This window comes from Streptomyces xanthochromogenes, from assembly GCF_014650455.1.
Taxonomy (GTDB): Bacteria; Actinomycetota; Actinomycetes; order Streptomycetales; family Streptomycetaceae; genus Streptomyces; species Streptomyces xanthochromogenes.
Genome location: NZ_BMUZ01000004.1, coordinates 600,783 through 620,430 on the forward strand (window position 1 = coordinate 600,783; position 19,648 = coordinate 620,430).

Genomic DNA, 19,648 nt, shown 5'->3' on the forward strand with positions numbered 1-19,648 from the left:
TCCACGCCCGGCCCGTGAGCCACCCCTCCCATCTGCGAAATCCGTCCGCCCGTGCGCCGCGGAACTGCGAATGCTGCGAAAGGTGCGGATGGTGGCTTCACCACACGGGCACCGACGCGGCGCAAGGAGTGCCGGAGCCACTCCAGCGGACAAGGAGGCGCATCGCCATGGCGCGGCCTCCCCTTCGGAAGATCTGCGCGCACGCCGAACTGCGCAGGCTGCGCACCGAGCGCGGCACGACCCGGGTCGAACTGGCCCGTGTACTCGGCATCTCGACGTCCAACGGGCCCGTCCACCGGCCGACGGCCGACTGTCCGTCGACCCCGACCGGCGGACCCACGTGCCCCACGCGGTGAACACGGCGGGCGAGCGGGGGTGACCCCGGCCGGGCCGCCGGACGACACGGTCCGGGGTCCGGCCGGAAGCGGCGTCAGCGGTGACGGAAAGCGGGCGGCCGTTTGTCGGTGAAGGCAGCCATCCCCTCCTTCTGGTCCTCCGTCGCGAACACCGCGTGGAACAGGCGCCGTTCGAACCGGACGCCCTCCGCCAGGGTCGTCTCGAAGGCCCGGTTGACGGCCTCCTTGGCCATCATCGCCACCGGCGCCGACATCTCCGCCACCGTCCGCGCGACGGCCAGGGCCTCGGTGCGGAGGTTCCCGGCCGGGACCACGCGGGAGACCAGCCCGGCCCGTTCGGCCTCGGCGGCATCCATGGTGCGCCCGGTCAGACACAGCTCCATGGCCTTGGCCTTCCCGACGGCCCGGGTGAGCCGCTGGGAGCCACCGATGCCCGGGATGACACCGAGCTTGATCTCGGGCTGGCCGAACACGGCGGTGTCGGAGGCGAGCAGGATGTCGCAGAGCATGGCCAGTTCACAGCCACCGCCCAAGGCGTAACCGGAGACCGCGGCGACGGTGGGAGTGCGCAGGTCGCCGAGCCGGTCCCACGCGGCGAACCAGTCGCTCAGGTACATGTCGAGGTAGCCCTGCGGCCGCATCTCCTTGATGTCGGCGCCCGCCGCGAACGCCTTCTCGGACCCGGTGATCACGACACAGCCGACCTCCGGGTCACGGTCCAGACACCCGGCCGCCTCGACCACTTCGCGCATCACCTGGAGGTTGAGCGCGTTGAGGGCCTTCGGCCGGTTGAGTGTCAGCACGGCGACACGGCCCGTGCGCTCGACGAGGATCGTCTCGTACGTCATGAGCCCGCACCCTCCCTTTCCCGCCGGGCGGGGCCGTCGGCGGACCGCTGCCTGATCGACTCCACGATCCCCGAGAAGTCCTGGTCCGCTCCGGCGCCGGACGCGAACGCCTGGTACAACTCCGCCGCCCTGAGGCCGAGTTCGGCCCGTACCCCTGCCGACCGGACGGCGTTGGCCGCGAGCCCCAGGTCCTTGGCCATGAGCGGGGCCGCGAAGCCCGGCCGGTAGTCGCGGTTGGCGGGACTGGTGGGGACGGGGCCCGGTACGGGGCAGTTGACGGTCAGGGCCCAGCACTGGCCGGACGCGGTGGAGGCCACGTCGTAGAGCGCCTGGTGGGTGAGGCCCAGGCTCTCGCCGAGGACGAAGGCCTCGCTCACCGCGATCATCGAAATGCCGAGGATCATGTTGTTGCAGATCTTCGCGGCCTGCCCCGCACCAGGGCCGCCGCAGTGCACCGACCTCCTGCCCATGGCGGCCAACAGCGGTTCCGCTGCCGTGAATTCGTCCGGCGAGCCGCCCGCCATGAAGGTCAGGGTGGCGGCTTCGGCGCCCACCACGCCGCCGGACACGGGGGCGTCGAGCGCCCGGTGTCCGGCGGCCGTCGCGGCCTCGTGGGCGAGGCGGGCGTCCGCGACGTCGATGGTGGAGCAGTCGATGAAGAGCGTGCCGGGACGGGCGGCCTCCAGCAGCCCCTCCTCGCGGTAGAGGGCGAGGACGTGCCGGCCGCTGGGCAGCATGGTGACGACCACGTCGGCCTCGGCGGCGCTCGCGGCCGCCGACGCGGCGGGCGTCACACCGGCGGCCGCGGCGGCGTCCAGCGACCGGGTGACGACGTCGTAGCCCAGGACCCGGTGTCCGGCCCGCACCAGACTGGCGGCCATGGGCCCGCCCATGTGGCCGAGCCCGATGAATGCGATGACCTTGCCGTTCACCACGGGACCTCCGATGCGCGGGTGGTGGCGCCCAGGCCGAGTTCCCGGTCGCCGAGCGGGGCGAAGTACCGGGCCACGTCCGTGTCGGCGACCTCGGCGAGCGTGCCGGGGTTCCAGTGCGGAGCGCGGTCCTTGTCGATCACCTGGGCGCGGATGCCCTCGGCCAGGTCCGGCGTGGAGAGGGCCGCGCACGAGACGCGGTACTCCTGGTCGAGGACCTCCTCCAGGGAGGCGAGGCGGCGCGCCCGGCGCAGCGACTCCAAGGTCGCCTTGAGCGCGCTGGGCGACTTCGCGAGCAGGGTCTCGGCGGCCTCCTTGGCGGCGGGCGCGCCGTGGGCGAGGAGCCTTCCGAGGATCTCTTCGACGGTGTCGGCCGCGTAGCAGTCGTCGATCCAGTCCCGCTCGGCGGCGAGCGCACTCGGCGGTGCCTCCCCGACGTACCGCTGGAGGACTTCCCGCAGCGGCCGGTCGGCGAGCCCGGCCAGCAGGCCGGGCAGTTCGACGGACGGGACGCAGTGGTCGGCGAGGCCGCACAGCAGGGCGTCGCCGGCTTCCAACTGGGCTCCGGTGAGCGCCACATGGGTGCCGAGTTCCCCGGGTGCCAGGCCCAGCAGGTAGGTGCCGCCGACATCGGGGACGAAGCCGATGCCGGTCTCGGGCATCGCGACACGGGAGCGCTCGGTGACCAGGCGCACGCTGCCGTGCGCCGATACGCCCACCCCGCCACCCATGACGATGCCGTCCATCACGGCGACGTACGGCTTCGGGTAGCGGGCGATGCGGGCGTTGAGGCGGTACTCGTCGCGCCAGAAGTCCCGGGAGGCGGTGCCGTCGCCGCCGCGTGCGTCCTCGTGGATGGCGCGGATGTCGCCGCCCGCACACAGGGCGCGGTCACCCGCGCCGGTGAGGACGACGACCTCGATCGCCGGGTCGTGTTCCCAGTCGGTCAGCGCCCGGTCGATGGACCGGACCATGGCGTGGGTCAGTGCGTTGAGGGCCTTGGGACGGTTGAGGACGAGGTGGGCGGCACGTCCCTCGGTGCGCCGCAGGACGGTCTCCTCGGTGTGTGCGCCGGTCACCGGCCGGCCCCGCTCAGTTCGCGTGCCACGATGAGTCGCATGATCTCGTTGGTCCCTTCCAGGATCTGGTGGACGCGCAGGTCCCGGACGATCTTTTCGATGCCGTAATCGCTCAAGTAGCCGTATCCGCCGTGCAGTTGGAGCGCCCGGTCGGCGACGGAGTAGCCGGTGTCGGTGGCGAACCGCTTGGCCATGGCGCACAGCTGGGGTGCGCCCTGGTCCCCCCGGTCGAGAGCGTCGGCGGCCTGGCGGACCAGGGCACGGGCGGCGGCCAGTTCGGTCGCCATGTCGGCCAGCGTGAAGCGCAGTGCCTGCGCGTCGAGCAGGGGCGCGCCGAACGCCTCGCGATCACCGAGGTACGCCACGCTGCGGTGCAGCGCGCTCCGGGCGCCGCCGAGCGAGCAGGCCGCGATGCCGAGGCGGCCGCCGTTGAGCCCGTTCATCGCGATGCGGAAGCCGTCGCCCTCGGCGCCCAGCCTGCGGTCGGCGGGGATGCGGACGCCGTCGAGGACGACCTGGCGGGTGGGCTGGGCGTTCCAGCCCATCTTCGGCTCGTTGGGCCCGAAGGAGAGCCCGGCGTCGTCGCGCTCCACGACGAACGCCGAGATCCCGCCGGGGCCCGCCTCGCCGGTGCGGGCCATGACGACGTACACCCGGCTGGCACCCGCGCCGGAGATGAACTGCTTGACGCCGGTCAGGACGTAGTGGTCGCCGTCGCGTTCGGCGCGGGTGCGCAGGGCGGCCGCGTCCGATCCGGCGCCCGGCTCGGTCAGGCAGTAGCTGCCGAGGGACTCGGCCGCGCAGAGGCCGGGCAGCCAGCGGGCGCGCTGTGCGGCGTCGCCGTAGCGGTCGATCATCCAGGCGACCATGTTGTGGATGGAGAGGTAGCCGGCGATGGAGGGGCAGCCGGTGGCCAGCGCCTCGAAGACGAGGACGCCGTCGGCGCGGGTGAGCCCGGTGCCGCCGGACTCCTCGCGTACGTACACGCCGCCGAGGCCCAGTCCGGCGGCCTTGCGCAGGACGTCGACGGGGAAGTGCTTCTCCCGGTCCCAGGCGACGGCGTGCGGCGCGAGGTGTTCCTCGGTGAAGTCGAGGGTGACCTCGACGAGGGCGAGCTGGTCGGGGGTGAGGGCGCCGCGGTCGGGGGCGCGGGTGGCGTGCATCGCGGTCATCCCATCGTCGGGATCGTGAAGCTCGCGCCCTCCTTGACCCCGGAGGGCCAGCGCGAGGTGACGGTCTTGGTGCGGGTGTAGAAGCGGACGGAGTCGGGCCCGTGCTGGTTGAGGTCGCCGAAGCCGGACCGCTTCCAGCCGCCGAAGGTGTGGTAGGCGACCGGTACCGGGATGGGCACGTTGATGCCGACCATGCCCGTGTTGACGCGGCGGGTGAAGTCGCGGGCGGTGTCCCCGTCGCGGGTGAACAGGGCGACGCCGTTGCCGTACGGGTGTTCGCTGGGCAGGCGCAGGGCCTCTTCGTAGTCCGCGGCGCGCACCACGCACAGCACGGGGCCGAAGATCTCCTCGCGGTAGATGCGCATGCGCGGGGAGACCCGGTCGAAGAGTGAGGCCCCGGCGAAGAAGCCGCCTTCGTGGCCGGGGAGCGTGAAGTCCCGTCCGTCCACGACGAGTTCGGCACCCTCGGTGACGCCGATGTCGACGTAGCGGCGCACCCGGTCGAGAGCGTCCCGGCTCACCAGCGGGCCGAAGTCGGCATCGGGGTCGTCGGAGCGGCCGATGCGCAGCTCGGCGATGCGCTCCTTCAGCCGGGCGACGAGCGCGTCCGCGGTCTCCTCCCCCACGGGTACGGCGACCGAGATCGCCATGCAGCGCTCGCCGGCCGAGCCGTAGCCGGCGCCGATCAGCGCGTCGACGGCCTGGTCGAGGTCGGCGTCCGGCATCACGATCATGTGGTTCTTGGCGCCGCCGAAGCACTGGGCGCGCTTGCCGCGGGCCGCGGCGGTGGCGTAGACGTGGGCGGCGATCGGCGTGGAGCCGACGAAGCCGAGCGCCTGGACCCTGGGGTCGTCGAGCAGCGTGTCGACCGCCTCCTTACCGCCGTTGACGACGTTCAGGACGCCGGGCGGGAGCCCCGCCTCCACGAACAGTTCGGCGAGCCTGAGCGGCACGGACGGGTCGCGCTCGGACGGCTTGAGCACGAAGGAGTTGCCGCAGGCGATCGCCGGGGCGGCCTTCCACAGCGGGATCATCGCGGGAAAGTTGAACGGGGTGATGCCGGCGACGACCCCGAGTGGGGCGCGCAGCGAGTGCACGTCGATGCCGGTCCCCGCACTGTCCGTGAACTCGCCCTTGAGCAGATGGGGGATGCCCGCGGCGAACTCCACGACGTCCAGGCCGCGTTGGAGGTCCCCGTGGGCGTCGGCCACGGTCTTGCCGTGCTCGGCGGACAGCAGCCGCGCCAGCGAGTCCCGTTCGGATTCGACGAGTTGCAGGAACTTGAGCAGGACCCGGGCACGCCGTTGGGGATTCCAGTCGGCCCAGCCCCGCTGGGCCTCCTCCGCGTCGGCGATGGCCGCCTCGGTCTCGGCGCGCCCGGCCAGCGGGACCTGGGCCTGGACGGTGCCGGTGTTGGGGTCGTACACGTCGGCGAAGAGCCCGGAGGTGCCCGGTGTGCGTTTGCCGCCGATGAAGTGGGTGAGTTCACGGACCACGATGAGCCTGCTCTCGTCAGGTGGGGATCCGGGGATGGCACGGCTCGGCCACCGCGCCGCCCGGTGGGGCGCGCGGAGGTACGGGCCATGGGACGCGAAGGCCGAAGAGCCGTCGCGGAGCTAGGAGTCGACGCCGTGTACGGGCATCGCCGATCGCTCCGCCGGATCACCTGGGTCGTGGGTACGGACCGGTGCCATGCGTGTCTGCTCCATCCTCGTGGACAACACGGAACACCCCGCGGCCGGTATCCTGACTCCCGGATCAGCGCGCGCCCTCACGCCTTCCCGACGGGTGTCTCCGTCAGTGGCGGACGTCTCGACGAGAACGCACTCCCCGGTCACAGTGGCGGGACCGCGCCGGAATCACACCGGCTTCCCTGACACCGCGGGCCTTGCACCGAACATATAGTTGGACGTCCTAGTAAGTCCAGTGCGGAAGCGAACAGGCCGTGCACCCGGTGTCATCGAGGAGAGACGGCGCTCCACGATCGCCCGCCCGAGAGATGGCGCGCCAACCGGGGCCACAGGAGTCCCGCACCCACACACAACAGGCCGACCAGTGCGATGGTCAGCCCCAGTACCGTCCGAATCGTCAATAGCTCCACGTTCCTCCCTGTTACCGCTTTCCCGGGAAAGATGCACGTCACCGGGCTGCTGTCGGCCCGGAGGCGCTCGCGGACAACGGCGGCTCCGGCCGCCCCCTTCGCCTGCGGATCGTCGGCGCGAAGGGGGGCGGGCCGGGAGTTCCGGGGCTACGAGGCGCTCACCGGGCCGGGCGCACGAGGTCCGGGGTCAGGGACGCCAGGTCGGGGGCGCCCAGCAGGGCGAGGGCGAGTTCCGTCTCGCGGTGCAGGGCGCGCAGGGCCGCGGTGACACCCTCGGCACCGTCCGCCGCCAGGCCCCAGACGTAGGGGCGGCCGATCGCCACGGCGTCCGCGCCGAGTGCCAGCGCCTTCACCACATCGGTGCCGCGGCGGATGCCTCCGTCGACGAGCACCGGTACCCGGCCCGCCACCGCGTCGGCGACGGCGGGCAGCATGGCAAGGGGGGCGATCGCCGTGTCGAGGTTGCGGCCGCCGTGATTGGACATCCACACCCCGATCCCGGCCTCGGCGGCCCGGCGGGCGTCATCGGGGCGCACGACGCCCTTCGCGAGGACCGGCAGTCCGGAGACCGTACGCAGCCATTCGAGGTCCGACCAGCCGACCGCGGGGTCGATGCGCGGGTCGTGGATGCCGCGGTGTACCGGATCGGAGTTGTCGCGGTCCGCCGAGCCGTCAACTCCCGCCAGATTGGCGGGAGTTCCGTGGGAAGGGAGCGCGAAGCCGTTGCGCAGGTCCCGTTCCCGCAGCCCGGTGACCGGGGTGTCGACAGTGACGACGCAGGCGCTCGCCCCGGCCGCCCGGGCCCGCCCCACCAGATCGGCGGTGAGCGCCCGGTCCCGCTGCACGTACAGCTGGAACCACCACGGTCCGGTGGCCGCGGCGCCGATCTCCTCCAGCGTCAGGGTGGAGAAGGTACTCACCGTGGTGAGCGCTCCCGCGGCAGCCGCGCCCCGCACCGTGGCCGCCTCGGCCTCGGGGTGGAACAAGCCGTGCGAGGCCGTCGGGGCGAGCAGTACCGGCGAGGGGAGTTCGGTGCCGTAGAGGGTGCGGCGCGTGTCCACGCCCGACGTGCCGGTGAGCACCCTCGGCAGCAGGGCCAGCCGCTCGTACGCCTCGGCGTTCCAGCGCACCGTCCGCTCGTCCGCCGCGCCCCCTTCGAGGTAGTCGTACGCGTCGGCCGGCAGCACCGCGCGGGCGGCCTCGTGGAAGTCGGCCAGGGTGATGCGCTGGGGGCGCGGCGGGGCGGTGGTCACAGGGCTCCCTGGTCCGCGGCGCGTACGCCCACGTGGAAGGTGAGGCGGCCGATCGCCTCCCGGGCGGCGGCCAGGGCCGCTTCGGCGGTCGGCGCGACCGCGCGGGCGTGGGCGACCCGCGACGCGGAGGATTCCAGGGTCTCGATGGCGGCGCCCGGCTCGACCAGCGACTCCACCTCCGTGACGCCGGGCACCTCGCGGGCCGCTGCCAGCCCCGTGATCTCGGCGAGCACGCCGGGGGCGGGCAGCGCGGCGAACCAGATCGCCGAGCTCCTCGGGGTGCGGGGTGCGGCGAGGGTGGCCCGGATGCCGGGCAGGACCTGCTCGCCGAGGGTGTGCCGGATGAGACATTCGGCGAGGTCGACGCCGGTCACGTCGTGGGCCAGGGCCGGGATCTCGTCGCCGCCCATGCGTACGTGCGTCTCGATCACCCGGGGCCCGGCGTCGCTCAGGACGACTTCGGTGTGGGTGGCCCCGGACGCGATGCCGAGGGCGTCGAGAATCCGCTCCACGTAGTCGTGGACCTGCTTCTCCTGGGCGGGTTCGAGCGGTGCGGGGCTCACGTGGCCCAGTTCGACGAAGTTCCGCGGGTCCGAGTACTTGCGGGTGATCGCGACGATCTGGTGCTCGCCCGCCTCGGAGAAGGCCTCCACGCTGAACTGCGGGCCCTCGTGGAACTGTTCCACCAGGACCTCGGTGCCGTGCAGGTCGCCGAGTTCACCACTGGCCCGTCCGAAGGCGGCCGCGGCCTCGTCGATCTCGCGGACCAGGGCGATGCCCTTGCTGAAGGAGCCTTCGGCCGGCTTCACGATGCAGGGGGTGCCGTGCGCGGCGAGGAACGCCCGCAGTTCGTCGACGTCGGAGACCACGGCGGAGGCTGTGGAGTCGACGCCGGCCTCGCGCAGCCGGACGCGCATGGCGTGCTTGTCGTGCACCAGGGCGACGGTGGCCGGGGAGTGCGCGGCGAGCCCCAGGGCCCGGCCGACGGCCGCGCACTTGTCCTGGTCGCGTTCGCCGAAGGCCACGATCCGGGTGAACGGGTCACGGGCATGCACGGCCTCGGCGAGTTCGGTCCACTCCTCGGCCGGCGCCTCGGGGCGCACCCCGATGATCCGGGTGTGTTCCGTCGTCTCCCGCAGCTTGGAGAGGTAGTCGAGACGGCAGACGACGGTGGTCCGGGTGCCGGCCCGGGAGCGGCGCAGACGGGTGGGGAGGTCTCGGCCGCTGCCGATGACCAGGACGTGCTCGGGCATGCAGGTTCACCTCGTGGAAAGGGGGCGTGCGGGGGTTCTCACAGACGGGTGAGCCAGCCGTGGGGGTCGCTCGTGCGGCCGTGGACGACGTCCTGGAAGGCCTGACGAAGCTGGCGGGTGACCGGCCCGCAGCCCGCCTCGGCGACGGGACGGTCGTCGACGGAGGCGATCGGGACGATCTCGGCGGCGGTGCCGGTGAGGAACGCCTCGTCCGCGACGTAGAGCTCGCTGCGGGTCAGGCTCTGCTCCCTGACCTCGTGTCCCAGGTCGCGGGCGAGCGTGATGACGGTGTCCCGGGTGATGCCGGGCAGGATGTTGTCGCTGACCGGCGGGGTGACGATCACTCCGTCGCGTACGGAGAAGACGTTGGCGGCGGACGCCTCGGCCACGTGCCCCGCGGGGGTGAGCATCAGCGCGTCGTCGTAGCCGGCCCGGACCGCGGCGACCTTGGCCAGTGCGGAGTTGACGTAGGCGCCGGTGGCCTTGGCCAGGGGCGGGACCGAGTGGAGCCCGTTGCGTTGCCAGCTGCTGACCATCAGCCGGCAGCCCTCCTGCTCGGCCTTCTCGCCCAGGTACGAGCCCCAGGGCCAGGCCGCGATGGCGACCCTGGCGCTGTCGAGGCGGGGGGCGACGCCCATGGTGCCGTATTCGAGGTAGACCAGCGGGCGCAGGTAGCCGCTCTCCAGGCCGGTGCGGCGCAGGAGTTCGAGGCTGGCCTCGGTGAGCTCCTCGACGGTGTGGCCGGGGTCCATGAGGTAGACGCGGGCCGAGTCGTGCAGGCGCTGGAGGTGTTCGCGCAGCCGGAAGACGGCGGGGCCCTCGGCGGTCGGGTAGGCGCGGATGCCTTCGTAGACACCCCATCCGTAGTGCAGGCTGGGGGTGAGGACGTGTACCTGCGCCTGGTCCCAGGGGACGAACTTGCCGTCCATCCAGATGTCGCTGGTGGGCGTGAGCTTCATCGTGCGGCTCCGAGAGGCGTCGGTGCGGGCGGGGAAGGGCGGGACGGGAGGGGGGTTGCCGGGGCGCCGACGCGTTCCAGACGGCGCTCGATGCTGCGGGACTGGAGGTCCAGCACCTCGCGGTAGGCGGCGGCGTCCGGCTCCTGGAAGGCGAACCAGCCCCAGCGGGGCCGGAGTTGGCAGCCCCGCTGGAACTTCGCCTCGTAGGTGGCGAGCCCGTAGTGGATGCGGCGGATGCCGTTCTCCAGGGCCCAGCGGGTGGACTCGTGATAGGTGAGGGCGAGGTAGCAGCCCGCACCCTCGGGGGCGAAGCCCACGGTGCGCAGGAAGAGCGAGTCGCCCGCCCGGAGGTACAGCGCGAAGCCGAGCATCCGGTCCTCGCGGACGGCGCCGAGCACCACGCACGACTCCCCGATCTCCTCGCGCAGGGCGGCGAAGTCGCGGCGTACGCGGTCGAGTCCGCCGGGCAGGCCGTACTTCTCGCGGTGGGCCACCTGGAGGTCGATCACCGTGTCGTCGAGGGCCGCCGGGCCGGTGGTGGCCACGGTACGGAAGCCGCTCTGTTCGTAGGCGCCGACCTCTTTGCGCAGGCCCCTGCGGCGTCGACTGCCGAGGCCTGCCGTGTACTGGTCCCAGGTGTCGGCGTTCAACTCGTGTACGGCGTCGGCCCCGAGGAGCGTGGCCCGGTATCCGGCGCGGGTGGCGGCCGCGTCCACCGCCTCGGCCTCGGGCTCCCCCACGTACAGCAACGCCGCGCTGCGGCAGCCCAGTTGGGCCGCCGCCTGTCGCACGAGAGCGGGGAGCGCGGCCATGACCGACGCGCGCTGTCGCGGGGAGCGCCCGCGGGCGTGGGCCACGCCGTGGTGGTTGCCGAAGGTGGCGAGGGCCAGCGAGGGGTACTGGTCGGGGCGGCCCTCGGGCAGCGACGCCGTCAGCCGGTCCCAGTGCTCGCGTTCGGCCGGGTCGAGGAGTTCGGGCTCGGCCATGGGCGAGGCGGTGCCGGCGAGACGCGGGGCGTCGTAGAAGAGCAGGCCGCCGGCCCGGCGGGTGAGGAGCAGCGTGGCGAGCGCCACCGGCCGGTCCCCTTCGAGCACCTGGAGGCAGTGGGTCTCGTGGAGGTCGGTGTGCGCGGTGAAGCGCAGCCACCGGGTGTCGTCCCAGACGAGTTCCTGCTCGTCGTGGCCGGTGGTGTCGTCCCGTTCCGGGTGGTCGTCGGGCGCGAACAGCCGGGCCGTGTAGGGGCCGTCCTGGATCGCCACGGTCGGGGTCCCGGTCATCGCACTCCCCCGTCAGCGGCACCGGACCCGGCCGCGACCGGGCCGGGCTCGTCGACGTCCTCCCAGCCGAAGCCCGCACCGACCAGCTGTGCGGTGGCGTCGAGACGGCCGTCCAGGGCTGCGGGGTCCGGGTCGGTCACCACCCAGGTGGCGAGGAAGTCGCCGGACTTGCGCAGCCGGTAGCGCTCTCCGCTCCAGTCGTCGCCGACCTGGGTGCTGAGCACGAAGTCCCTTACACCGGGCGGCACTTGAGGCAGTCGAAGGACTCGGCCGTGCCTCGGTGGGATGCCGCAGAACGCGGCTCGGGGGGCGGTGCGCGCGTGCTCCCTCACGGTGTCGAGCGCGACGGGCAGCCCGCACTCCACGCGAGCCCACAGCTCCCTGGGGTCGGTGCCGAGGACGTGGCGGAGCATGGCGGGAATGGGGCCGCCGCCGATGCGGGCGGCGACCTCGCACAGGACGATCCGGCCCTCGTCGGTGACGAAGAACTCCGCGTGCGCGCACACGGTGTCGGGCGAGGGCAGCGCGTCGATGAGGCGCCACGTCTCGGCGACCAGCCGCTCGTGCAGCGGGTCGACGGGGTCGAGGTTGCGGGAGCCGAGCGGCGCGTCCGCCCAGTGGGTCAGGCAGCCGGCGCCGGTGTACCGGGAGGCGACGGCCGCGACGGGCTCGCCCGCCACCCGGAAGACGTCCACGTGGTGCAGGGCGCCCTCGATGAACTCCTCCACCTCGTAGGAACCGCCCGCCACTTGACCGGCGAGGTCGTCCGCCCGGCCGGGTGCGTCGAGCACGTGCACGCCGGTCGATCCGGACCCGCCCCTCGGCTTGACGACGACCCGGCCGGGGTGGGCGGCCATGAAGTCCGTGATGCCGCGCACATCGTCGACGGGCGCGAAGGCGGGCACGGGTATGCCCGCCGTGCGCGCGTACCGCTTCATCAGTACCTTGTCGCGGTACGCGGCGGCCGCGGTGGTGTCGAGGCCGGGGAGTCCCCACTCGTGGCGCAGCAGGGCGGCCCGCTCGACGTCGGCCTCGGCGAGGGCCAGCACGGCCCGGGGCCGGTGCCTGCGGCCGGCTTCCCGGGCGGCGGCGAGGACGGCGTCGTCGTTCGTGTAGTCGTCCACGGTGACGACGTCGGCGAAGCCGGGGCCGACGGGGACGCCGGACGCGGTGACCGCCACGAGCCGGCCCGCCTCCTCCGGCAGCCACTGCGCGAACGGCAGGCCCGCCTGCCGTGGGCTGATCAGTACGAGGATCACGCGGGGACCTCCTCGGTCCCGGGGAGGCCGAGGCGTGCGGCGAGTTCGTCGAGAGCCGCCGCGGTGCCCGCGTCCAGGGGGATGCCCCGGGCCTCCCGGTCCCGCTCATGGGCGCGTTGCGGGTCGCCGGGGGCCAGGACGGGACGGTCGGTCGCCGGGGCCGAGGCGCGCACGGTGGTCAGCAGATCCGTCAGGCCGGCGGCGAAGCCGTCCGTGCCGGTGAACGCGGCCGGGTCGAGGGCGAGCACCAGGTGCCCGATGCCCCTGCTCTCGCCGGGGGTGCCCTCGCCGACCTGGGAGAGCCGCCAGTCGGGGGCGGTGCCGGTGAGGACGGCGCCGAGCAGCGTGACGGCCATCGCCAGGCCCTGGCCCTTGTAGCCGCCCAGCGGCGAGAGCGCGTACGCCGCGTCGGGTTCCGCGGTGGGCCGCCCGTGCCGGTCGGTCGCCCAGCCGCCGTCCAGGTCCCGGCCCTCGGTCCGGCGCTGCTTCACCTCGCCGAAGCAGACCTGGCTGGTCGCCATGTCCAGGGCGAACTCCTCGTCGCCGCTGCCGGCGGCCACGCTGATGGGGTTGGTGCCGAACAGCGGCTCGACGCCCCCGTACGGCGCCACCCGGGAGGCGGCCGAGGTGACGGCGATGCCCACCAGGCCGGTGCGGGCCAGGGTGCGCGTGTAGACGGAGGCGGCGCCGAAGTGGTTGGAGTTGCGGACGCCGACGGCGGCGACCCCGAACCGCGCGGCGCGCTCGGCGGCGAGCCGTGCGGCCGCGAGGCCGGCCAGCACGCCCAGCGAGCCGTCGGCGTCGAGAAGCAGCCCGGCGCCCTTGTCCTGTACGACGGTCGGCCGTGCCCCCGCCTTGGCCACGCCGGTGGCCAACTCCGCGGCGTACTGCGGGAGCAGGCGCAGGCCGTGCGTGTCGATGCCGCGCAGCGAGGTGGTGACCAGTGCGTCGGCCACCTGCTCCGCCTCGGCGGCGGGCAGGCCCTGCGCGACGAGTGCCTCACGCGCGAGGGTGCGTGCCTGTCGCGACGGGATCGTGCGGCCCGTGGCGGGCGGGGCGGACTCGGCGCGGGGTGTCCCGGTCAGTTCTTCGGTGATCAACGGGTGCTCCTGTGCACGAGGTGGTGGCGGCCGGTGTCCGGCAGGTCCAGGGGCCGGCCGAGGGTGTCGAAGCCGTGCTTGCGGCAGAAGCCGAGGGCCGCGTCGGGGACTTGGGCCCACACGGTGTCGGCGCCGTCCAGCGCGGCGAGGGTGAGGGCGGTGCGCAGGAGCGAGGCGCCCGCTCCGGTGCCGCGGACCTCCTCCAGCGTGGCCACGCCGTGCAGGCGTCGTCCGCGCCCGGGCCGCGCCCCCGGTACGGCGTACCCGTCCGGGGGGTCCTCGGCGTACAGGGAGGCGGCACCGACCGCACGGCCCCGCCGCAGCACCGCGAGGTGCCGGGTGCCGGGGTGGTCGTCCTGCGAAGGTGCGGGACTCGCGGTGGGCTGGGCGGGGCCCCCGGCGGACCGGCGGACGGGGTGTACGCGCTCGGCCGGGACCTGGTGGACGTACCAGCCGTGGGCCGTGGGGTCCGGGAGGTACCCGGAGCCGGGGCGCTCCGGCAGGTCGACGTGGCCGGTGGCGTCGAGCGTGAGTCCCTGCCCGGTGTCGACGGCAAGCAGGTCGACCACGTCGACGTCGAGGTGGTCGACCAGGCCGCCGAGGTGCGCGGTGGCGGAGACGCCGGCGGCGGACTCGGGCATGCAGCCGAGCATGGTGATCAGGCCGCGTTCCCGGGCCGCGCGCAGCAGGGCGAGGGCCGGGGTGATGCCGCCGGACTTCATGGGCTTCACGTTGATGCCGTGGAAGGCCGCGGTGCAGGCGTCCAGGTCGGCCGGCGAGGTGATGCTCTCGTCGGCGATGACGGGGATCGGGCTGAGTTCCTTGAGGGCGCGGGCCTGCTCCCAGGCGTCGCGCGGATAGGGCTGCTCGATCAGCCGGACCCCGAGGGCGTGCAGGTCCGGGAGGGCGGGAACCAGCCGCGCCGGTTCCCAGCCGCAATTGCCGTCGATGAGGAAGGGCGCGTCGGTCTCGCGGCGCAGCTCCCGCAGGATGCCGAGGTCGCCGGGGTCGGCGAGCTTGACCTTGTACGCCTGCCAGCCCGGCCGTTCGCGCAGCTTGCCGAGCATCGCCTCGGGGGTGTCGAGGCCGATGCTGTAGCTGGAGCGCAGGCCCTGCGGCCGGTCCAGGCCGAGGGACTTCCACAGCGGCACCCCGTGCAGGCGGGCCCGCAGGTCGTGGATCGCGCAGTCGAGGGCCGCGAGCACGAAGGGCGAAGCGGGCAGCGCGGCGGCCAGCCTGCGCCAGACGGCGTCGGCCCCTCCCGGAGCGTCGACGTCGAGCGTGGCCAGCAGGGGCGCCGTCCGCCGCAGATCGGCGTGCATCCGGTCCAGGCCGGAGTTGTAGTGGTCCGCCATGAAGCAGGACGCCTCGCCGTAGCCGGACACGCCGTCCTGCTCGGCCTCGACGATCACGGTGCGCGTCATCGGGATGGCTTCCCGGGCGGAGCGCCACAGGTGACGCTGCGTCAGAGAGGTCTCGTGCGCGGTGATCCTCACAGGTCGCCCGCTTGCGACGCCGGGTGCGCACCGGTGTCCGGCTGCCCGGGGAACCAGGACCCGAGGGCGGGGCGCAGATCGTCGAACCACTCCGCCTCCGGGTCGTACCGGGCGAAGAACTGCCGCCCTACGAGCTGGGGGTCGCGGGCCTGGAGGAGCCGCAGCGAGAAGACCCGCTCCCCCGCCACGGTGCTCACGGAGTCGAGCAGCACCTTGCCGGGCGAGGCCGACATCACGGGGCCACGGGCGGAGCGGGCGAGGCCCGAGACTCCGCGGATGGCGTCGTTGTAGATGTCGAGGGCCTTGGCGAGCGGGACGCCGAAGTAGCTGCGGGCACCCGTGTCGCGCTCGACGAACATGTAGTACGGCACGACACCCAGCTCCACCAGCTGCTGCCACATCCGCGACCAGTCCTCCGCCCGGTCGTTGACGTGGGCGATCAGCGGCGCCTGGGCGCGGATCACCGCGCCGGTCGACCGCAGGCGGGCGATCGCCTCCCGCACGACCGGGGTCTCCAGCTCCCTGGGGTGCGAGAAGTGCGCCATCACCGCGACGTGCTTGCCGGCCGCGACACAGCGTTCGAGCAGCCGCAGCAGATCGTCGGCATCGGCGTCGGAGGTGAACCGGGCCGGCCAGTACGAGAGCGCCTTGGTGCCGAAGCGCAGGGTGCGCACGCTCTCCATGGCCGGGTCGAGCAGCGGCTCGATCCAGCGCTTCAGGACCGCCGTCTTCATGATCATGGGGTCGCCGCCCGTGAACAGGACGTCGGTCACCTCGCGGTGGGCCGCCAGATAGCCCGTGAGGTCGGCGGGTGAACGCAGGGCTTGGCGGAGTTCGGCCACGCCGACGAACTGGGCCCAGCGGAAGCAGTATCCGCAGTACGCGTGGCAGGTCTGGCCCTGCGAGGGGAAGACGAGCAGCGTCTCGGCGTACTTGTGCTGGAGCCCGTCGAGCCTGCGTCCGTCCAGGGTCGGCACGTTGGCTTCGAGCTGGTCGCCGGGGTGTGGATTCAGGAGCTCCTGGGCGTCGGCGGCGGCCTTGCGCAGGACTTCGCGCGGCGCGGCGCTGTCGTGCAGCGCCACGATGCTGTCGAAGACCTCCGGCGGCAGCATGTCGCGGTGCGGGAAGGTGAGCCGGAAGATCGGGTCGTCGGGCGCCGCCGACCAGTCGATGAGCTGGTCGGCGACGTACTCGTTCACCTTGAAGGGCAGTACGGAGGAGACGACCCGCAGGTCGCGCAGGTACTCGTCGGACATCCCGCGGTCGGCAGCGAGCGCCGCCAGGCGTTCGTGGGAGTAGGTCTTCACACGGAATCCTCAAGGGTCCTCGGTGGCGGGGCATCCGCCACCCGTCGTTGCGAGGGCGGCGTCAGGAGGCGATGTGGGAGCGGGACCAGTCGAAGTCCACCTGGTCGGCCACACCCATCTGTTCCACCAGCTTGTGCAGTCCGGTGTAGTCACGTACCAGCCGCTTGCGGCCCGCCTCCGCCTGGCAGTCGGCGAGCATCTCGTGCCCACCGTCGATGCCCGCGAGGTCGACGATCCGGTGCCAGGTCGAGTAGTCGTTGGCCACGAAGGCGTCGAGGCCCTCCATCAGCATGTCCAGGAAGTACCTGCGCTGCGGGGCGTCGAGGTGGTGGTAGACCATCTCCGCGAGCACGTGCGAGATGGACGCGTGGCAGTACTCGTCGCGGTTGTGCAGCTTCGCGGTCGTGCTGTTGATCGGCTGGATCGCGGTGTCCTCGGCGAGCAGGTCGAGGTACGCGTTGATGGAGATCTCCGAGACGGTGGCGAAGGCCAGCGTCGTCAGGGACTTCTCCGCGCGCCCGCCGGCCCGGTCCCGCAGTTCCTGGTGGACGCGCGCGGTGTGGGAGAGCGGCAGCGCGGCGTCCGGCAGGGCGTGGCCCCGCCGGCGGCGGGTCACGGCGCTCGCGTTGAGGTGCATGAGCGTGTGGTACTGCTCGTCGACCATCGCCTGGGCCAGCGACAGGTTGAGCGCCTCCCCGCTGAGGCCCGGGTACTCCCCCTCCATGACCAGGGCGAAGGCGGGATTGGCCACCTTCTGCTCGGCCATGACGGTGTGCCGGTTGTACGCGATCCAGGCCCAGCTCAGCAGTTCGGACCGCTTCTCCGGAGCCAGCGCCAGGTAGGTCGGGTGGTCGTGGAAGGGCAGGATCTGCTCGGGGTAGTCGGCCCGCGATGTGTCGAAGAGCTCGTCGAGGTCGGGCTCTTCGCGCTTCACGGTGGCCCGGCGGTGCCAGTTGCCGACGAGTCGGCGGATCACGGCGTTCTCCACCGGGTCGTTCGGGTCGAAGGAAGGGACCCCTTCGGGCAGCGGCGAGCCCTCCATCTCCTGCACGAGGGCCTCGTCGGGAGCGCCTTCAAGGGTGGGGGAGTCTCGGTTCATCACATTCCTCACAGGGAGTACGGGGAGCGCAGGAGTACGGGGACGGCGGTGCCGGCCGGCACCACTGGTGATCGGGCCGCGTCCGGCTGCGGCGGGGGCCGCGCTCGGGACTACTGGAGCCAGTAGCGCGTCAGGTGACGTCGCGCGTCGGTGTAGGAGGAACGGGCGTGCAGCATCCGCTGGTTGTCCCAGACGAGGATCGAGTTCTCCGGGATGAGGACGGACACCTTGTTCTCACGGAAGAACGTCTCGGCCCGCACGGCCAGTTCGGCCCCCAGGGCACCCAACGGCAGTTCCTCGTGCGCCACTTCGGCGTCGACCGGCGGGTCGTAGTGGCCGGCCGTCAGCAGGTTGTAGCTGAACCGGACGATGTCACGGCCCTCGGGGGTGCGCTCCACCACGGGGCGGCGGACTCCGGCCGTACCGGTTCCCCCGGTGTTGTGTCCCACCCAGTCGATGCTCTCGCCGTGCACCACGTCACGCTCGGCCTGGCTGAGCGAGGCGGTGAAGGCGTACGCGTCGGCGAGCTCGGTCTGTCCGCTGCCGCACTTGGCCTGGACCCGGCAGTGCAGGGCGAGATAGCGGGGCGGCGGGTTCCAGCCGGGGGCCTCGGTGTGCACGAGGATGGTGTTGGTGCTCTTGGAGTACCGCCGGTCTTCGAAACCGGGGGCGGCCTTCACCTGGTAGCGCAACTGCCCGTCGTACTGCGGTACCAGTGTGCCGAGGTCACGCAGGGCCTCGGCGGCCTCGTCGTCGGTGGTGACGCCCTCCAGCAGGGTGTAGCCCTGGTCGAGGAGTTCCTTGGTGCGCGGGGTGATGACAGTCGTCATGGTCTGTGCTGCTCCATGTCAGTTCCAGGGTGGGGACGCATGGGCCGGGTGCGGCGGGTGGGGGCGCGGCGCCGTCGGGGAAGGGGGCCGGCAGCCCGGGCGCGCGGCGGATCGCGGCGATCGACGCGGATCGGCCCGGGCTCGTCCATGCGTGGTTCTGCGCGTCGGGCCCGGCCGTACTGCTCGGCCGACCCTGCATGTGTGGGGGGAGGTGACGGAGTGCGCGTCCCGAGGACGCCGTGCGCATGCTCGTCGCGGGGCCGGGGCGTCGGGGTGCCGCTCCACTCCCCCGCGGGGCCGGAGGCTCGGGGCTCAGCTGCCCCAGGTCACATCGTCCGTGCCGTTCAGGCCGGCGGCGGGGCGGGACGTGGTGCCGTCGGGCGCGGACACGACGGACGAACCGCCGGCACGGACCTGCGTGATGGACGGCGGAGTAACACCCGCGAGGGCCGCCTGCGCCAAGAAGAGTGCGCTGAGCGCGATGCAGCCGGAAGCGACGGTCCTGAAAGTCGGGGTGAGGCTCACAGAAGGACCTTTCGGTGAATTGCTTTCTGTACTTTCGGCGAACTACCGGCGTCCGTCAGGAGCGCTTTTGGCTCGTCCCGCCTCGCCGGTACGACTACTCTGCCCACTCGCCGGCCGCTCCGGAAGGGGAATCCGGTGGACGGAACATGTTGTGTCCTATCCCGTCCAGCGGCGCCGGCGAAGCCAGCATGTCCCAGTACTCCGGAATCAGTACGACACCGCAGGAGGCCATCCGGAAGGGCGCCAGCGGGGAATGCCGGGCGAGTGCGCGGGTACAGACGGTCGCGGCCACCCGTTCGGCGACGACCAGGCTGGGGGCGACGAGAAAGAGGCCGAGAACCGGCCCACCCGCGCCGTCCGGAGCCACGCTGACGTGTTCCAGACCGTCGTCGGGGTCGGCGCAGCCCATCAACAGAGCCGCCGCCCCACAGGGCAGCGGCGTCTCCGCGGGCCCGTCCAGACGGACATGTACGAGATACATGGTTCCCCCTTCCCGATCACGTGTGTTCGCGCGCCGGCGCAGTCCACGGCCCGACGGGAGGCAGCCCCCGTGCACCGGCCCGTACGCACAAGTGCCTTGGGATTCAGCACAGTTCATTCGTCCGGAGAACGTCCGGGCCATCTCCTGGAATCGCCTCGGCCGACACTCGTACGGCATCGACGCCCGCAACGGCCACGGTAGTTGCCACCTCGGGGACGTCGGCACCGGGCGGCCCACGAGGGTGGTGCCTGGTCCGGCGACAAGGTGGACGGTTCATGCCCGGGGTCCGGCTGCCCGGGGTGCCGGGAATCGCGCCGATCT

General features: G+C 72.8%; 18 protein-coding genes and 1 riboswitch. Of the genes, 1 reads left to right on the plus strand and 17 read right to left on the minus strand.

Annotated elements, in window-relative coordinates:
• Positions 1-167 precede the first annotated feature (167 nt).
• Positions 168-356, plus strand: a complete 189-nt coding sequence (locus tag IE267_RS13755) for a helix-turn-helix domain-containing protein (RefSeq protein ID WP_189763381.1) — start codon at positions 168-170, stop codon at positions 354-356.
• A gap of 74 nt (positions 357-430) precedes the next feature.
• On the opposite strand, the gene IE267_RS13760 is transcribed toward IE267_RS13755, so the two are convergent.
• From IE267_RS13760 to IE267_RS13840, 17 genes are all read right to left on the minus strand, one after another.
• Positions 431-1,204: an enoyl-CoA hydratase gene (locus IE267_RS13760; protein ID WP_189763382.1), complete on the minus strand. Its 774-nt coding sequence runs from the start codon at positions 1,202-1,204 to the stop codon at positions 431-433.
• Positions 1,201-2,139, minus strand: a complete 939-nt coding sequence (gene mmsB, locus IE267_RS13765) for a 3-hydroxyisobutyrate dehydrogenase (protein ID WP_268251544.1) — start codon at positions 2,137-2,139, stop codon at positions 1,201-1,203. Before mmsB ends, IE267_RS13760 begins: the two co-directional genes overlap by 4 nt.
• The gene (locus tag IE267_RS13770; RefSeq protein WP_189763383.1) at positions 2,133-3,215 is read right to left on the minus strand and encodes an enoyl-CoA hydratase/isomerase family protein; all 1,083 of its coding nucleotides are present in this window, start codon (positions 3,213-3,215) and stop codon (positions 2,133-2,135) included. The genes mmsB and IE267_RS13770 overlap by 7 nt, the downstream gene beginning before the upstream one ends.
• Entirely contained in the window at positions 3,212-4,378 is a 1,167-nt protein-coding gene (locus IE267_RS13775) for an acyl-CoA dehydrogenase family protein (protein WP_189763490.1), read from the minus strand. The genes IE267_RS13770 and IE267_RS13775 overlap by 4 nt, the downstream gene beginning before the upstream one ends.
• 5 nt (positions 4,379-4,383) lie before the next feature.
• Positions 4,384-5,883, minus strand: a complete 1,500-nt coding sequence (locus IE267_RS13780) for a CoA-acylating methylmalonate-semialdehyde dehydrogenase (protein ID WP_189763384.1) — start codon at positions 5,881-5,883, stop codon at positions 4,384-4,386.
• Positions 5,884-6,106: 223 nt separating this feature from the next.
• Positions 6,107-6,286: riboswitch (cobalamin riboswitch) on the minus strand.
• Between the two features lie 360 nt (positions 6,287-6,646).
• Positions 6,647-7,741, minus strand: a complete 1,095-nt coding sequence (locus IE267_RS13785) for an alpha-hydroxy acid oxidase (protein ID WP_189763385.1) — start codon at positions 7,739-7,741, stop codon at positions 6,647-6,649.
• Positions 7,738-8,994, minus strand: a complete 1,257-nt coding sequence (locus IE267_RS13790; RefSeq protein WP_189763386.1) for an ATP-grasp domain-containing protein — start codon at positions 8,992-8,994, stop codon at positions 7,738-7,740. Before IE267_RS13790 ends, IE267_RS13785 begins: the two co-directional genes overlap by 4 nt.
• Positions 8,995-9,032: 38 nt before the next feature.
• Entirely contained in the window at positions 9,033-9,953 is a 921-nt protein-coding gene (locus IE267_RS13795) for a branched-chain amino acid transaminase (RefSeq protein WP_161256799.1), read from the minus strand.
• Positions 9,950-11,230, minus strand: coding sequence for a GNAT family N-acetyltransferase (locus tag IE267_RS13800; protein ID WP_189763387.1), 1,281 nt, complete (start codon positions 11,228-11,230; stop codon positions 9,950-9,952). The genes IE267_RS13795 and IE267_RS13800 overlap by 4 nt, the downstream gene beginning before the upstream one ends.
• Positions 11,227-12,489, minus strand: coding sequence for an ATP-grasp domain-containing protein (locus IE267_RS13805; protein ID WP_229861106.1), 1,263 nt, complete (start codon positions 12,487-12,489; stop codon positions 11,227-11,229). The genes IE267_RS13800 and IE267_RS13805 overlap by 4 nt, the downstream gene beginning before the upstream one ends.
• Positions 12,486-13,589, minus strand: a complete 1,104-nt coding sequence (locus IE267_RS13810) for an Ldh family oxidoreductase (RefSeq protein ID WP_229861109.1) — start codon at positions 13,587-13,589, stop codon at positions 12,486-12,488. The genes IE267_RS13805 and IE267_RS13810 overlap by 4 nt, the downstream gene beginning before the upstream one ends.
• On the minus strand, positions 13,586-15,175 hold the full coding sequence (locus IE267_RS13815) for a GNAT family N-acetyltransferase (protein ID WP_268251545.1): 1,590 nt from the start codon (positions 15,173-15,175) through the stop codon (positions 13,586-13,588). Before IE267_RS13815 ends, IE267_RS13810 begins: the two co-directional genes overlap by 4 nt.
• Entirely contained in the window at positions 15,082-16,392 is a 1,311-nt protein-coding gene (locus IE267_RS13820) for a KamA family radical SAM protein (RefSeq protein ID WP_202520059.1), read from the minus strand. The genes IE267_RS13815 and IE267_RS13820 overlap by 94 nt, the downstream gene beginning before the upstream one ends.
• A gap of 61 nt (positions 16,393-16,453) precedes the next feature.
• On the minus strand, positions 16,454-17,491 hold the full coding sequence (locus tag IE267_RS13825) for an AurF N-oxygenase family protein (protein ID WP_229861111.1): 1,038 nt from the start codon (positions 17,489-17,491) through the stop codon (positions 16,454-16,456).
• Between the two features lie 110 nt (positions 17,492-17,601).
• On the minus strand, positions 17,602-18,321 hold the full coding sequence (locus tag IE267_RS13830) for a TauD/TfdA family dioxygenase (RefSeq protein WP_161256790.1): 720 nt from the start codon (positions 18,319-18,321) through the stop codon (positions 17,602-17,604).
• A 312-nt stretch (positions 18,322-18,633) separates the two neighbouring features.
• Positions 18,634-18,846 (minus strand): hypothetical protein, encoded by a 213-nt coding sequence (locus tag IE267_RS13835; protein WP_167151814.1) that lies wholly within the window; start codon positions 18,844-18,846, stop codon positions 18,634-18,636.
• A gap of 94 nt (positions 18,847-18,940) precedes the next feature.
• Positions 18,941-19,327 (minus strand): hypothetical protein, encoded by a 387-nt coding sequence (locus tag IE267_RS13840; RefSeq protein ID WP_167151816.1) that lies wholly within the window; start codon positions 19,325-19,327, stop codon positions 18,941-18,943.
• Positions 19,328-19,648 lie beyond the last annotated feature (321 nt).

What these genes read in the sequence shown, in the direction of transcription:
- IE267_RS13755 (WP_189763381.1), top strand. Translation starts at nt 168, where the DNA reads ATGGCGCGGCCTCCCCTTCGGAAGATCTGCGCGCACGCCGAACTGCGC.
- IE267_RS13760 (WP_189763382.1), bottom strand. Translation starts at nt 1,204, where the DNA reads ATGACGTACGAGACGATCCTCGTCGAGCGCACGGGCCGTGTCGCCGTG.
- IE267_RS13775 (WP_189763490.1), bottom strand. Translation starts at nt 4,378, where the DNA reads ATGCACGCCACCCGCGCCCCCGACCGCGGCGCCCTCACCCCCGACCAG.
- IE267_RS13790 (WP_189763386.1), bottom strand. Translation starts at nt 8,994, where the DNA reads ATGCCCGAGCACGTCCTGGTCATCGGCAGCGGCCGAGACCTCCCCACC.
- IE267_RS13795 (WP_161256799.1), bottom strand. Translation starts at nt 9,953, where the DNA reads ATGAAGCTCACGCCCACCAGCGACATCTGGATGGACGGCAAGTTCGTC.
- IE267_RS13800 (WP_189763387.1), bottom strand. Translation starts at nt 11,230, where the DNA reads ATGACCGGGACCCCGACCGTGGCGATCCAGGACGGCCCCTACACGGCC.
- IE267_RS13825 (WP_229861111.1), bottom strand. Translation starts at nt 17,491, where the DNA reads ATGAACCGAGACTCCCCCACCCTTGAAGGCGCTCCCGACGAGGCCCTC.
- IE267_RS13830 (WP_161256790.1), bottom strand. Translation starts at nt 18,321, where the DNA reads ATGACGACTGTCATCACCCCGCGCACCAAGGAACTCCTCGACCAGGGC.
- IE267_RS13840 (WP_167151816.1), bottom strand. Translation starts at nt 19,327, where the DNA reads ATGTATCTCGTACATGTCCGTCTGGACGGGCCCGCGGAGACGCCGCTG.